Here is a 13,725-nt window from a genome sequence, read left to right on the forward strand (position 1 = left end):
GCGATGAAAGACTGTGCCCCAACGTTTGGAGCTTTGGCTCTTTCATCTGCCGCGCCAAAGAAATATTGCTCGCACCGGGTTTTCCATGCCCGAAGATGTAAGACGGACAAAGGGGAATAAGGTGCGCGACCAGCCGACCTTTACAACGCCAGTACCAACGCAATGGGTTGGTCCGATTTCCTTCCGCGGCCCCGTGGTCGAAGGCGAAATCAGCGCGCCTCTAGCCACCTATGAATCCCCGCTTTGGCCATCAACGGCCCGTGGCGCGGGTGTATCGCGCCACACCGATGGCATCCATGTGACCATGGTTGACGAGCGCATGACCCGGTCGATCGTCGTGAAAGCCCGATCTGCATCCGAAGCCCATGCCGCTTGGCAAGCGATCGAAGCGCAAAGCGAAAAAGTCGGCGACATCATCGCCAACACCAGCCGGTTTGCACGTCTGATCAAGCTGAACCGCCAGATCGCGGGCAACCTGCTCTTTATCCGGATCGAGTGTTTCACCGGTGATGCCTCTGGCCACAATATGGTGACCAAAGCCGCTGAAGCCGTATTGGAATGGATCCTCAGAGAACGCCCAGAGCTGTCTTACTCGTCAATTTCTGGCAATCTTTGCACAGACAAAAAGACCTCTGCGGTTAACGGCCTGTTGGGTCGCGGCAAATATATGATCGCCGAGATTGAAATTCCTGAAAAGATGCTGCGCCGCATTCTGCGCACCTCGGCGCAACAGATCGTTGATCTGAACCACGAAAAGAATTTTGTCGGCGGTACGCTCGCCGGGTCTTTGCGTAGTGCAAACGCACATTTCGCCAATATGCTTTTGGCTTTCTATCTGGCCACAGGTCAGGACGCGGCCAATATCATCGAAGGCAGCCAGGGCATGGTCCATGCCGAGGCCCGCGGCAAAGATCTCTACTTTTCTTGCACCCTACCCAACCTGATCATGGGATCAGTAGGTGCCGGCAAAGGTAATGATGTCATCGAAGACAACCTGCGTCAGATGGGTTGCAAAGAAGACCGCGCACCGGCTGAAAACGCCCGCCGCTTGGCAGGCATCTGTTCAGGTGTTGTACTTTGCGGAGAGCTTTCTTTGCTGGCAGCCCAAACCAATCCCGGCGAGTTGGTACGCACCCATATGGAATGGGAACGATGACCAAGACGCCTGAGGACGCAAAATCCGTTGCCAACCGCAAGGTCGAGCACATCCGCGCTATCGAGCGCGATGCTGATATCGAGCGTGCGCAAAGCGGTTTTGATCAAATCAGGCTCACTCATCGCGCGCTTCCTGAAATCGATTTGGATGCTGTTGATACCAAGACCGGATTTCTTGGCAAGTCTCTGACACTGCCACTGCTGATTTCCTCCATGACTGGAGGATCAGATGAAGAAATCATTCGCATCAACCGCAACCTTGCAGAAGCTGCCGAGGAAGTTGGCGTCGCACTTGCGGTAGGGTCACAACGGGTGATGTTCGCGGATGAAAAAGCCCGCGAAAGTTTTGAGCTGCGCAAGCACGCACCGACCATTCCAGTGCTTGGCAATATTGGCGCCGTACAATTGGTGCAGCCGGGCAAACGCCTGACGCCAGAACAATGCGCGCAGGCCATCGATATTTTGAAAGCTGATGGCCTGTACCTGCACCTCAATCCGCTACAGGAAGCCGTACAGCCCGAAGGCGACCGCAATTTCGGAAATCTGTCCGAGGCGATTGCCAACGTTGCGACGCACCTGGATGTACCGGTTTTGTTGAAAGAAGTTGGCGCAGGTCTATCCAGTGCGGATATCGTGCTTGGTTATAACGCCGGCATCCGTCATTTCGACGTGGCGGGTCGTGGCGGCACCTCTTGGAGCCGGATTGAATACCATCGCCGCACGCAAGATGGTGACGATCTGGGTCTGATCTTTCAGGATTGGGGGCTGACAACTGTTGAATGCCTTCAGGACGCCCGCGACATATTAGCCCAGAAACCCGAAGCAACGACACTGATTGCCAGTGGCGGCATTCGCAACGGGATCGACATGGCTAAGGCTATGATTTTAGGCGCAGATTTATGCGGTATTGCATCGCCGTTTTTAGCGCCAGCCAAGGTTTCTGCTGCCGAGGTGGTGAAAACCATACGAAAGTTTGAACGAGAATTCCGCACAGCCATGTTTTTACTTGGCTGCGAAGGTTTATCTTCTTTGCAAGGGAATACATCTTTGATCCGACCAAGGATGACATGAACATGACTGCCACTGGACTATCGGCGATCAGTTTTCACACGCCGCATCGCTACATTGGGCTGGATACGCTGGCCGAACACCACGGGATTGACCCGGACAAATTCTCTAAGGGCATTGGCCAAGAGAAGATTGCTCTGCCGGGGCATGACGAAGATATCGTGACGATGGCAGCCGAAGCCGCGAAGCCGATCATTGATCGTTATGGCAGCGACGGCATCGACACTGTTCTGTTTGCGACTGAAACCGGGATCGACCAATCTAAAGCGGCGGGCATCTATATGCATCGTCTGCTTGGGCTGCCCGCAAACTGCCGCAATGTGGAATTCAAACAAGCCTGTTATTCGGCCACTGCCGCGTTGCAGATGGCTTGCAGCTATGTGGCACGCAAGCCCGATCGCAAGGTGCTGGTCATTGCCTCTGATGTGGCGCGCTATGACCTCGACAGTTCTGGCGAGGCGACACAGGGCGCTGGTGCGGTTGCCATGTTGGTCACGGCAAATCCGACAGTTTTGGAAATCGGGGCGAACTCTGGTGTCTTCACCGAAGACATCATGGATTTCTGGCGTCCAAACGACCGCCGTACACCGTTGTTTGACGGGAAGTATTCCACATTGCGTTACCTCAACGCGATGATCGAAGCTTGGAAAGACTATTCCGAGAACGGTGGCCACAGCTATGACGCCTTTTCTCATTTCTGCTACCACTTGCCGTTCTCGCGTATGGGGGAAAAGGCACATCGTCATCTGGCGAAGGCCAACAAAGCGCCGATCGAGATGGACAAAGCCCTGACGGGCATGGCCTATAACCGGGTAATCGGCAACAGCTACACTGCATCGATCTATCTGGCGGTGCTGTCCACTTTGGAAAACACCTATGCAGATCTGACCGGCCAGCTGCTGGGTCTGTTTAGCTATGGCTCTGGGGCGACAGGTGAATTCTTTGACGCCAAAGTGGTCGAAGGTTACCAGGATCACCTTTTCACAGCACGTCACGCCAATATCCTGAACGAGCGTATCGCCGTCAGCTATGACGACTACGTCAGTCTCTGGAACGCCTATCCGCTGGACGATGGCAGTGCCACTATGCCAGAAGAGGCCCGCGGGCGTTACAGATTGGCGAGCATCGATGAGAACAAGCGCATCTACATTGACCAGCACGCCTGACGCTATCGCGCATGCTCCGGGCAAGTTGATCCTGTCCGGCGAGCATTCCGTTTTATACGGAGCCCCTGCCCTTGCCATGGCCATCGCGCAATATACCGAAGTTTGGTTCCAGCCTCTCAGCCCCGGTGAAGGGCTGAAGACAGCGTTTCAGAACCTGTCGGCCGGCGCATCTTACCCGCTGAAAATGCTGGGAAACTTCAAATCCTCTTTGGATCAGCGCTTTGATCAGTTCCTACGTGGGGACTTAGAGGTTCATAAGATTTTGACCCGCCCAGATGATCTGGCGGTCTATACCTTGGCCTCCTTGTTGCAGGATGCGGCAGAAAGCCAAGACGGTGAAATCACTGGGATTGGTGCTGTCGGCCATCTGCCTGCCCCCGGGCAATTGGGCAGCCGGTCTGATCTATCGATTGGTGCTGGTATGGGGTCGTCAGCTGCAGTGGTTGCAGCGACAACGGTGTTGTTTGAAACGCTTTTGGATCGCCCCAAAACCCTGGAAGAGCGCTACAAGCGCGTGCGGTTTTGCGAGCGGTTAAAGCATGGCAAAGCGGGGCCGATAGATGCCTCTGCCGTTGTGCGCGGTGGCTTGGTTAAAGTCAATGGCACCTCAGTTGAAGTGCCGCAGGTTCCCAAAGACCATGGGCTTCTTAAGGGCGATGGTTGGTATTGGGTTCTGCATGGCAGTCCCGAAAGTGGAACCGGTGACTGTGTGGCCGCTGTGCGCAAAGCACATGGCCATGATACGCCACTTTGGGATGACTTTGCAGCCTGCACACATGCGCTGGAAGACGCACTGGTAACGGCGGCCTCTCCGAAAGAAGCCATACAAGAAAACCAGCGCCTGCTGGAGCGTATTGGTGTGGTACCTGAAGCCGCACAGCGTTTTATCCAAGATTTAGGCGCCCAAGGTGCAACCGCAAAAATCTGCGGTGCGGGATCCGTGACAGGCGACTTTGGCGGTGCGATGCTGGTGCATTGGAATGACCACGAGGCAATGACACAGTTTATGGCGCAACATCCGAGCCTTGCCTGGTCCAGGCTGCAAATGGCAGAACGCGGCGCGGCGGCGGGTCCTGCCCCTCGCCGGAATGATCAGGAGCAAACGCAATGATCCGCGCAACGGCTCCGGGATCGATCATGATCACGGGCGAACACGCCGTGGTTTATGGCCATAAAGCGATTGTGGCCGCCATTGAGCAACGCATTACGGTGATGCTGTCTCCGCGCGCTGACCGTGTGATCCGCATACAGTCTGAAATCGCAGAGCCGCTGGAGGTCGCACTTGATGACCTACCATCTGGCGGAGACTATCGGTTTATCCTTGCGGCCATCGCGCGCCATAAGGCTGGTCTGGCAACCGGGTTCGATCTGACCATCAGTTCTGAGATTAATCCAACTTTGGGATTGGGATCATCTGCGGCCGTGACGGTTGCGACACTGGGTGCTTTGCTGAGATATCAAGCGAGGCCAACATCAAATGTTCATGCACAGGCGCTCTCGATTGTCCAAGAGATCCAAGGGCGCGGCAGCGGGGCCGATCTGGCGGCCAGTTTCAAAGGCGGCATGTTGGCGTATCAGGCACTGCCTTCGCCTGTTTTACACCCATTGCCGACACCGCCGCAGCTCAGCCTGCGCTATTGTGGTTACAAAACGCCAACCGCTGAGGTGCTCAGGCAAATCGCCACTCGCATGGTTGGGCAAGAGGCCTATTTCAAAGCCCTCTATGAAAAAATGGGGACTGAGGCGGACATCGCAATAGAGGCTGCGGAAACTGCGGATTGGGCAGGCTTTGCCCAGTCTCTGACGACCTATCAAGCTCTGATGGAAGAGCTGGGCGTTTGTGACGACACACTTGCGCAAATCATTTCCGAAGCCCGTTCAGACAATTCAGTCTTGGCAGCAAAAATCTCTGGGTCCGGCCTGGGGGATTGCGTCCTTGCAGTTGGGAACACACCACAAGAATTTACCCCGGTCACTTTGGCCAAAGAAGGGTTGTTGATAGATGAATGATGCTGCCAAAACCTTGATCGCGCGCGCAATGTCCGAAGCCTCTGCGCCGACGTCGTTTTCGGCTTATGCGCCAAGCAACATTGCACTGTCCAAATACTGGGGCAAGCGTGACCGCGCCCGCAATCTGCCCCTGAACAGCTCGCTGTCGATCTCATTGGCGGATTGGGGATCACATACGCAAGTCGCGCCTTCAGACACTGGCCAAGACCAAGTGTCTTTGAATGGCGAAGCGCTTGCGTTGGACACAAGTTTTGCTTCAAAAGCATTGAATTTCGTCGATCTTTTCCGCGGCAACAATGAAACCCCGCTGAATATCACCACCAAAAACACAATCCCGACCGCTGCAGGCCTGGCCTCTTCCGCATCGGGTTTTGCTGCCCTGACGCGCGCGCTTTGCGGCTGTTTTGGCCTTGACCTCAGCGAGGCTGAAATGAGTTTAATCGCGCGTCTTGGCAGTGGTAGCGCCAGCCGGTCGCTGTGGCATGGGTTTGTGCGCTGGGACAAAGGTGTTGCCGAAAACGGCGCGGACAGTTTTGCCCATCCAGTGTCTGTGGATTGGCCAGACTTTCGCATCGCGATTATTCCGGTGGACACTGGTCCGAAATCGCACTCATCCCGCGATGGGATGAATCACACGGTCGACACAAGCCCTTTGTTTGAGGCCTGGCCAGCTCAGGCGGAAAAGGATTGCAACGCAATTGAGCGGTTTGTGCGCGAGAAGGACTTCACGGCCCTAGGCCAACACGCTGAGGCCAATGCTCTTGCCATGCATGCGACGATGCAGGCAGCACGCCCTGCCATCACCTACCTCAACGCCCGAAGCTGGAGTATTCTGGATCAGCTTTGGCGCGCGCGCCAAAAAGGTCTTGAGGCCTATGCAACGATGGACGCAGGACCAAATATCAAGCTGATTTTTGAGGCCAAGTCAGCGTCTGATATTCAATCTGAGTTCCCAGATGCACAGATCATTGCACCCTTTGAGCATTCATAGACGCCTATTTACAACGCGCGACTAGAACAGCCACTGCTTGATCAAAAACCGCGACATCCTCATCAGCGCGCGCCGCGAGATGCGCGCCCTCTAAAACGGCGAGCGTGGCAAATGCTTCAAGTTGCGGTTCACTTACGCCAGAGATCGAAGCATCGTCTTTTCCAAGCGCGAAAACTGATTGCAGCCATTTTACAATTGCAGATCGAAAGGCTGAAATCTTGGCATTCACCGCGTCGCTTAAGCTTTGATGACTTGCTGTGAACGACACGCAGAGACACAGTGTTTTGCCTTCATTTAAGGCCGTCCGATATAAATTGACCAATCCAAGAAGACGATCTGACGCCTTTTCGCTAGATGCCGTGATTTCAGCGCATTTTGCGGAAATCGTCTCGTGATAGCGATCCATTAGCGCTTCGGATAGCTCGGCCTTGGTTGGGAAATGATAATGGATCGACGCTTTGCGAATTCCTACCGATTTGGCCAGATCCGCATAGCTAAACCCATCAAATCCACGCGCACGAGCGGCCTGTTCTGCAAAATCCAAGAGGGCTGTTTTCGTGTCGCTTGCCATGATCCATCAGACCTTTTCTGTTTCCAGAAGAGTTAGAGCATTCGCGGCAGATTCTAAAGCGCCTTCCAAATATCCGCCAAACATCTGGCCCGTTTCCGTTCCTGAGAAAATCAACCGCCCGTTCCAAATATTGCTGAGAACTTGCGGCATTCCGTAGGTGGGATGCTGATAGAGTGGTTCTAAATCAGTCTCGGTTGAAGTGTCAGGATCAAATGCCCAATCCTTAAAGAACACAGTTTCTGGATTCGCCGCTTCTGGACCAAACATCCGAACAAGCTGCGCGACAACTGCTTCTTTCATCGCTGCGGTATTGTCATGCCGCACCTGCGCGGGCACGCCAATAAAACCAAACAGCCCATATGGGCCGTCTGTTGCAGGCGAGGCATCGTGAATTTCAACCATAGGTCCGTGACGGCTCATTGCGTCCCCGGATAGACCAGCATCGCGCCAGAAAGCGGTCTTATAAACGGCCACTGCTTTGGCCTGCCCTGCCATCCAGGTGGCCGTAGCATCCATTGTTTGATGGGCTGCGGGGTTCAAAGCAGGAGAGTATTCCAACGCTCCAGCCAATCGCGGCGGCAGTGACAGCACAACATTTTGAGCATCAAAGCGTTGACCGCCAGAAGTTTTTGCCGCCACGCCGTCGGAGGTCTTTTGTAAGGAAACAACCTGAGTCGATAGGGACAGATTCGAGCTTGGCAAGTTCGCTACCAAAGCCTCAATCAGCGCTCCCAACCCGCCTTGCAGCCGGTAAGACCCCTCCATCGAGGCAAAGCCACGCCCTCGTTCTACGCGCCCGCCTTCATCTTCAAAGGTCAAAGCCCCTTGCGAATACTGATCAAAGCGCTTCAGATTCAATTCGCTGATCAGGGCTTCCATTCGAGGTTGCCCAGGCCAAAACCACGCAGGTCCCAGATCAAAAGCTGTACCCTGAAACGTCTCAGATAGGATGCGGCCACCAAAGCGGTCGCGAGCTTCCAACAAATGGAAGTCACGACCGGCTTCACAGAGTTGCCGTGCTAAGTTCAGACCACTGAGACCACCGCCAATGATCAAGGTTTCCGTTTTCATGCCTTAGACCGACGGAGCACTGGCGAAAGGCAAGTGACCAGTCTTCATCCACACTTTTGCTCCGCCCTCACCTGCCACTGCGGACAAGGATTGGCCTTCAGGAAGGCGCAGCCAGCTGTTTTTGGTCAATGTATAGCTCCCTGTCGTCAAAGTCCCATCGATCACCAACAGTTCGATCCCACCTGCAGCTTCTGACGTAAGCGTCGCGCCCGCGTCGATGTGGCTGTAGGTCACGATCTCTCGGTCGTCCTGATGTAGTTTTGCTGTCGCGACACCATCAACCGGGGATGCGAGCTCTTCGGCCATGGTTTTGCGGAATTGCGTGCGATCATCCATGTCAAACTGCCAAAGTTTGACAAAGATAACACAGCCTTCATCAGACCCCGGCGTATGCGCAGACGTCGGCGGATTGCGCACATAGGTTCCTTCTGGGAAGTCTCCGTGCTCATCCTGAAAAACGCCGTCTAAGACGATGAATTCTTCACCACCAGTATGGGTATGCGCGGAAAACTGACTGCCCGCCGCATAGCGTACGATGGTTGTGGCGCGCGCCACTTCACCGCCGATCCGATCCAGCATGCGCCGATCGACCCCCTTCATCGGGGAAGCTTGCCACTCAAGCTGGTCAGAGTGAACCACCACGCGAGATGTGAAATCAGAATTAAGTTCCATAGTTCAATATCCTATAGCTTGGGTGGTCTATTTTTAGGCCGCGATGGACGGGCGTGACGAGACTTTTTCGCGCCAAGCGATCAAGTTGGTTAACTTCGCAGGAATTTCTACCTTTGCGAAGTCTGCAAAGCTTAACCCGGCAAAAGCCGTGATGTCAGCCATGGAGAAAGCTTCGCCTGCCAGATAGTCGTTGTTGGCCAAAACACCATCCAGATAGGCCATGGTTTGTTCAGCAACTTCCTTTTGTTTATTGCCCCACTCACCACATTGATAGACCTCGAGGTCAGGGCCAAGACCAGGGGTTGCATGGTGGAAATAGGTACTTACTGCATTCAGCAAGCCGATTTCAGCGCGGGTGTTCATCATTGAGATGCGGGCACGCTCCTTTGCATTGGTCCCTGTCAAAGATGGACCGTCGGTGTAGGCCGCATCAATGTATTCCGTGATCGCATTGCATTGGCTGATATGTGTGCCGTCAGACAATTCTAAGCATGGCACAGCCGCGTCAGGGTTTTTATGGCGGAACGCTTCTGTTCGGTGCTCACCGCCCAGAACGTCAACATGGACAAATTCCACATCCGAAGTTGCACCCTTTTCGGCCAATGCGATGCGCACTCGTGCAGGGTTTGGAAAGCCTTCGATGTCATAGATTTTCATGAGGTATAATCCTTTGTTGAACTCAATATCAAAACTACCTACCAGATGGTAGACGTCAATTCACTTTGTTTTGAGTAATTGGCCTACTTAAGGGCTTGACCGCCTACCTACTGGTAGATTCTCAATCTCCCTCGAATGCCGATTTGATAGATGCACTTAGAACAACAAGTGGCATCGACACTGGATTACACCATCGGTCAAAATGCCTGAATTTTAGCCACAGATACATTTCTGCCTCATGATTTGTGGAAAAATAGCTCAAGAAATCGCGTGATTGGCCAGAACGAAATTCTTCGCCTAAGCTACCCCCATGCGCTCGGAGCGAGTTGAATGAAATCGGATCAGTTTTGATCTCAAGTCAAAGTGGATAAGCAGTCTGAACCAAAAGCACAGCGGAACCAGAGCCTCTCTTGATTGCCCCCCGCCTCGTCGCCAACGGATCGCGGTCATCGGGGGCGGTATTTCTGGACTATCTACAGCCTACCTCTTAGCTTCGCAGCATGATGTCACAGTGTTTGAAGCTGCCTCGCGCCTCGGTGGGCATGCGCGCACAGTGATGGCAGGAATGAATGGTGATCAACCGGTAGATACTGGTTTCATCGTATTCAATTACATCAACTACCCCAATCTAACCCGCATGTTTCTGGATTTGGATGTCCCAGTCATTAAAAGCGATATGAGCTTTGGGGCCTCCATTGATGATGGTCGAGTGGAATATGGCCTGCAAGGCATGCGCGCATTGACCGCGCAGATGCGTAACCTCACCCGCCCCGGATTTGCACGTATGATCCGCGACATCATGCGATTTAACGCCAAAGCCGAGGCAAATGCTCAAGACGATTTAACCACAATTGGCGAGCTGATGGACGAGCTTAACCTCGGGGAATGGTTTCAGCGGTTTTACCTCATGCCATTATGTGGCGCGATTTGGTCAACCTCCCCCTCTGAAATTCGCAAATTTCCAGCACGGGCTTTGGTTCAGTTTTTTCGCAACCATGCGCTTTTGTCTGCCACTGGGCAGCACCAATGGTGGACGGTTGAGGGCGGCAGCATCGAATATGTCAGTAAGCTAGAAACACATCTGAACAGCCAAGGCGTGCGTATCTGCAAATCGACTCCCGTTCGCATGGTGAAACGCACTGAGGGCGAAATTTCTATCCTCAGCGAACAAGATACCTTTGCTGGATTTCATCAGGTGGTCTTTGCTTGCCACTCTGACCAGGCATTGCAGATGCTTGAACACCCAACGCCGGAAGAACACAGCGCACTTTCCGCGATCCAATTCCAGGACAACAATGTGATCCTACACCGCGATACAACGCAAATGCCCAAACGACGCGCTGTCTGGGCAAGTTGGGTCTACAAAGCGGACACGCGCAAAGAGGAACCTTCGATAGGCGTCACCTATTGGATGAACCGTCTACAACAAATTCCTGAAAGTGATCCGTTGTTTGTGTCCCTTAATCCTGCACAGCCGGTCCAAGAAAAGTTGATCTACGACCAAACGACCTTTCGCCATCCCGTATTTGACCGGGCAGCCCTTGCCGCACAGACTCAATTGACGGCGATGCAGGGGGAAAACAACACTTGGTTTGCCGGTGCCTATACGCGGCATGGATTTCATGAAGATGGCTTTGCAAGTGCGATGCGCATAGCGCGTCTGATGGGGCAGAAAACCGCATGAGTTTTGCGCCGCAACATATCTCTGGGTCCACCACCCATGCGCGGCGCGGCAATCTCAAAAATGCCTTTAGCTATGGCGTGGACTTTGTGCTGATCGAACCGGAAAAACCTGTCGCGACACCGCTCCTGTTTTCGCGCAATCTATTCAACTTTACATCCGTATATGACACCGACCATGGCGGGCCTTTAGGCAATGGATCAGGGGCGCATTGGGCGCGTGAAGTTCTAAAGGCAAAAGGGCTCTCAGATCCCGCAATACGCCTATTGCTACTGACGCAGCCGCGATTTCTGGGCTATGTTTTTAATCCCGCCAGCTTTTGGTTGGTGATAGACAGCGACGAATTGGTTGCTGTCATTGTCGAGGTTTCAACCCCTTTTGGGGATCGGCATTCTTATTTTTGTCATCTCCCAGAATTCGCCCCGATTTCAGCGACAAGCCGCATTCATGCACCCAAAGCCTTGCATGTATCGCCTTTTCAAACAGTCGCTGGCACCTATGAGTTCCGCTTTGATATCCAGCCTACGAAAATCAACATTCGCATCGGATATCGAAATGGCGATCAAGGCGTGATTGCCACGCTGACAGGACGGCGAAAACCAATGACAAGCGCGGGACTGCTGCGCGCCAGCCTGCGCCGCCCGCTTGGTGCACTGCGCACCATCGGTTTAATCCATTGGCAGGCCTTACGCCTAAAGCTGAAGGGCGCGAAGTACCGCAGACGCCCGACACCCCCAGAACATGAGGTGACTTGATGTTGTTTCTGACCAACCGTGTGAAACGAGATTTTTTGGATACCTGCGCGCGCATCAGTCAAGGACAGCTGCGCTTGCGAACACCTGAAGGAGAAACGCTCGACTTCGGGCACGGCTCTCCGAGTGCGGATATGCATATTCATGACTGGTCTGTGGTCACTGCCATCGCTGCGCGGGGCGACATCGGGTTGGGTGAGACATTTGTGGCCGGCCTTTGGGATACCTCGTCGATTGAGGACCTAACCATCGTAGCTTTACGCAACCTCGACCAGTTTCGCGACTATGCCTACGCCGGGTTTTGGAACAGTTTGAAATTCCGAGTTGTAAACCGCCTGATGCGAGCAAACACGCCGCGCGGTGCGTCCCGCAACATTCGCCGCCACTATGACGTTGGAAACGAGTTCTACCAGCTTTGGCTGGATGAAAGCATGACTTATTCCTCAGCGCTTTTTGGCCCCGAAACAGATGATCTGGCTCAAGGACAAGCGCAAAAATACAATCGCATCCTGCGCCGCATGCAAGGCGAGCAGGTTTTGGAAATCGGCTGCGGCTGGGGCGGCTTTGCGGAACGCGCAGCAGATCAAGGGCACCATGTGACTGGCCTGACCATTTCACCTAGCCAAAAAGGCTATGCAGATGCGCGCCTCGACGGGCGGGCAGATATCCGGTTGTTAGATTATCGGCACAGCTCGGGTCGCTATGACAATATCGTATCAATCGAGATGATCGAAGCGGTCGGAGAAAACTACTGGCCCACCTATTTTTCGACCCTAAAGGCGCGGCTATCCGAAGGTGGCCGCGCGATGATCCAAGCGATCACGGTGCCCGATGCCTATTTTGAAACCTATCGAAGTGGTTCAGACTATATCCGCCATTACACATTCCCCGGAGGCATGTTGCTGTCAAACGAAGTGATCGCCAAGCAGGCGCGCCAAGCCGGACTATTGGTTTCCGACAGTTTTGCCTTTGGTGCAGATTACGCCCGCACCTGTGCCATTTGGAACGATCGTTTGGAGGCACAAAAACACCGCATCAAACGACTTGGCTATAGTGATCGCTTCCTGCGAAATTGGCAATTTTACCTCGGTATCTGTGCTGCGTCGTTCTCTGTTGGGCAAACAGATGTTGTGCAAGTTGAGCTTTGCCATGCCTGATAAAACCAATCCGAAGGAACTAATCTGGATCATCGGAGCGTCCGAAGGCATCGGTGCGGCCTTGGCGCGGTATTGGGCCAAGCAGGGTGCTCGCCTCATTCTGTCAGCGCGGTCTGACGCACGTTTAAACATGCTTGTCTCCGAACTGGGTTCCGAACATCTGGCCCTGCCGCTTGATATTTTGGATCCAAATCAGATCAAGGTCGCCGCTGATAAACTTGCGCATTTTGGCCCGCTGGACCGTGTCATTCATCTCGCGGCACAATACGACCCGGGGAAAATCGCAGATATTGATTTGAAAACGGCCGCGCAGATTGTTTCTGTGAATCTCACCGGCTGCCTGCATATTGCTCAACTCACGCCTCCTATGTTGCGTAAAGATGGCCAACTTGCGCTATGCGGATCGGTCGCCGGATATATGGGCTTGCCACAGGGGCAGATTTATTCGGCCACTAAGGCAGGCGTGATCAATCTTGCTGAATCTCTGCGGGTGGAACTTCAAGGAAAAGTAGATGTACGTTTGATCTCACCCGGGTTTGTCGACACGCGCCTTACTCAACGCAATGCGTTTTCAATGCCGGCCCTAATGCAGCCAGATGATGCGGCCAAAGCGATCTATAGAGGCCTCAACGGCGGCCAATTCGAAATTCACTTTCCCCGTCGTTTGACGCTCGCTCTGAAACTATTGCGCGCTTTACCCTATTGGGCGTCTTTGCGTCTTACGCGAAGGTTGGTGCAATGATCAAAGCGCATCATCTGGTCTGCTTAATGTTC

14 protein-coding genes are annotated in these 13,725 nt (G+C 53.7%); 10 read left to right on the forward strand and 4 right to left on the reverse strand.

The window, feature by feature from the left end; all coding sequences use genetic code 11:
* The first annotated feature begins 121 nt into the window (after positions 1-121).
* The 6 genes from JXQ85_RS09875 to mvaD are packed head-to-tail and all read left to right on the forward strand — an operon-like array spanning position 122 to position 6,390.
* Entirely contained in the window at positions 122-1,156 is a 1,035-nt protein-coding gene (locus JXQ85_RS09875; RefSeq protein WP_421748732.1) for a hydroxymethylglutaryl-CoA reductase, read from the forward strand.
* Positions 1,153-2,226: a type 2 isopentenyl-diphosphate Delta-isomerase gene (gene fni, locus JXQ85_RS09880; protein WP_421748733.1), complete on the forward strand. Its 1,074-nt coding sequence runs from the start codon at positions 1,153-1,155 to the stop codon at positions 2,224-2,226. Before JXQ85_RS09875 ends, fni begins: the two co-directional genes overlap by 4 nt.
* A gap of 2 nt (positions 2,227-2,228) precedes the next feature.
* Positions 2,229-3,389: a hydroxymethylglutaryl-CoA synthase gene (locus JXQ85_RS09885; RefSeq protein WP_421748734.1), complete on the forward strand. Its 1,161-nt coding sequence runs from the start codon at positions 2,229-2,231 to the stop codon at positions 3,387-3,389.
* Positions 3,352-4,500, forward strand: a complete 1,149-nt coding sequence (locus tag JXQ85_RS09890; RefSeq protein WP_421748735.1) for a mevalonate kinase family protein — start codon at positions 3,352-3,354, stop codon at positions 4,498-4,500. Before JXQ85_RS09885 ends, JXQ85_RS09890 begins: the two co-directional genes overlap by 38 nt.
* Positions 4,497-5,399, forward strand: a complete 903-nt coding sequence (locus JXQ85_RS09895) for a mevalonate kinase family protein (RefSeq protein WP_421748736.1) — start codon at positions 4,497-4,499, stop codon at positions 5,397-5,399. The genes JXQ85_RS09890 and JXQ85_RS09895 overlap by 4 nt, the downstream gene beginning before the upstream one ends.
* Positions 5,392-6,390, forward strand: a complete 999-nt coding sequence (mvaD, locus tag JXQ85_RS09900) for a diphosphomevalonate decarboxylase (RefSeq protein WP_421748737.1) — start codon at positions 5,392-5,394, stop codon at positions 6,388-6,390. Before JXQ85_RS09895 ends, mvaD begins: the two co-directional genes overlap by 8 nt.
* A gap of 4 nt (positions 6,391-6,394) precedes the next feature.
* Here the strand turns inward: mvaD and JXQ85_RS09905 are convergent, their stop codons facing one another.
* From JXQ85_RS09905 to JXQ85_RS09920, 4 genes are read right to left on the reverse strand one after another with little or no spacing between them, the layout of a single operon-like run.
* Positions 6,395-6,961 carry a TetR/AcrR family transcriptional regulator gene (locus JXQ85_RS09905; protein ID WP_421748738.1) on the reverse strand — a complete coding sequence of 189 codons (567 nt, stop codon included), beginning with the start codon at positions 6,959-6,961 and terminating at the stop codon, positions 6,395-6,397.
* Positions 6,962-6,967: 6 nt separating this feature from the next.
* Entirely contained in the window at positions 6,968-8,032 is a 1,065-nt protein-coding gene (locus JXQ85_RS09910; protein ID WP_421748739.1) for a flavin monoamine oxidase family protein, read from the reverse strand.
* A 3-nt stretch (positions 8,033-8,035) separates the two neighbouring features.
* On the reverse strand, positions 8,036-8,704 hold the full coding sequence (locus JXQ85_RS09915) for a cupin domain-containing protein (protein ID WP_421748740.1): 669 nt from the start codon (positions 8,702-8,704) through the stop codon (positions 8,036-8,038).
* Between the two features lie 33 nt (positions 8,705-8,737).
* A complete protein-coding gene (locus tag JXQ85_RS09920) occupies positions 8,738-9,361 on the reverse strand; it encodes a glutathione S-transferase family protein (RefSeq protein WP_421748741.1) in 624 nt (207 codons plus the stop codon).
* 376 nt (positions 9,362-9,737) lie between these two features.
* Between JXQ85_RS09920 and JXQ85_RS09925 the strand changes: the two genes are divergently transcribed.
* From JXQ85_RS09925 to JXQ85_RS09940, 4 genes are read left to right on the forward strand one after another with little or no spacing between them, the layout of a single operon-like run.
* Complete coding sequence (locus JXQ85_RS09925; RefSeq protein ID WP_421749052.1) at positions 9,738-11,045, forward strand: NAD(P)/FAD-dependent oxidoreductase; 1,308 nt, start codon at positions 9,738-9,740, stop codon at positions 11,043-11,045.
* Complete coding sequence (locus JXQ85_RS09930) at positions 11,042-11,797, forward strand: DUF1365 domain-containing protein (RefSeq protein ID WP_421748742.1); 756 nt, start codon at positions 11,042-11,044, stop codon at positions 11,795-11,797. Before JXQ85_RS09925 ends, JXQ85_RS09930 begins: the two co-directional genes overlap by 4 nt.
* Positions 11,797-12,951, forward strand: coding sequence for a class I SAM-dependent methyltransferase (locus JXQ85_RS09935; protein ID WP_421748743.1), 1,155 nt, complete (start codon positions 11,797-11,799; stop codon positions 12,949-12,951). Before JXQ85_RS09930 ends, JXQ85_RS09935 begins: the two co-directional genes overlap by 1 nt.
* Complete coding sequence (locus JXQ85_RS09940; protein ID WP_421748744.1) at positions 12,944-13,693, forward strand: SDR family NAD(P)-dependent oxidoreductase; 750 nt, start codon at positions 12,944-12,946, stop codon at positions 13,691-13,693. Before JXQ85_RS09935 ends, JXQ85_RS09940 begins: the two co-directional genes overlap by 8 nt.
* Positions 13,694-13,725 lie beyond the last annotated feature (32 nt).

This window comes from Cognatishimia sp. (assembly GCF_049116455.1).
Lineage (GTDB): Bacteria > Pseudomonadota > Alphaproteobacteria > Rhodobacterales > Rhodobacteraceae > Cognatishimia.

Bases quoted from the DNA above. Each gene is read 5' to 3' on its own strand.
- JXQ85_RS09895 (WP_421748736.1), top strand. From the start codon at position 4,497: ATGATCCGCGCAACGGCTCCGGGATCGATCATGATCACGGGCGAACAC.
- JXQ85_RS09935 (WP_421748743.1), top strand. From the start codon at position 11,797: ATGTTGTTTCTGACCAACCGTGTGAAACGAGATTTTTTGGATACCTGC.
- JXQ85_RS09915 (WP_421748740.1), bottom strand. From the start codon at position 8,704: ATGGAACTTAATTCTGATTTCACATCTCGCGTGGTGGTTCACTCTGAC.
- mvaD (WP_421748737.1), top strand. From the start codon at position 5,392: ATGAATGATGCTGCCAAAACCTTGATCGCGCGCGCAATGTCCGAAGCC.
- JXQ85_RS09890 (WP_421748735.1), top strand. From the start codon at position 3,352: ATGAGAACAAGCGCATCTACATTGACCAGCACGCCTGACGCTATCGCG.
- JXQ85_RS09940 (WP_421748744.1), top strand. From the start codon at position 12,944: ATGCCTGATAAAACCAATCCGAAGGAACTAATCTGGATCATCGGAGCG.
- JXQ85_RS09905 (WP_421748738.1), bottom strand. From the start codon at position 6,961: ATGGCAAGCGACACGAAAACAGCCCTCTTGGATTTTGCAGAACAGGCC.
- JXQ85_RS09930 (WP_421748742.1), top strand. From the start codon at position 11,042: ATGAGTTTTGCGCCGCAACATATCTCTGGGTCCACCACCCATGCGCGG.
- JXQ85_RS09885 (WP_421748734.1), top strand. From the start codon at position 2,229: ATGACTGCCACTGGACTATCGGCGATCAGTTTTCACACGCCGCATCGC.
- JXQ85_RS09920 (WP_421748741.1), bottom strand. From the start codon at position 9,361: ATGAAAATCTATGACATCGAAGGCTTTCCAAACCCTGCACGAGTGCGC.
- fni (WP_421748733.1), top strand. From the start codon at position 1,153: ATGACCAAGACGCCTGAGGACGCAAAATCCGTTGCCAACCGCAAGGTC.
- JXQ85_RS09910 (WP_421748739.1), bottom strand. From the start codon at position 8,032: ATGAAAACGGAAACCTTGATCATTGGCGGTGGTCTCAGTGGTCTGAAC.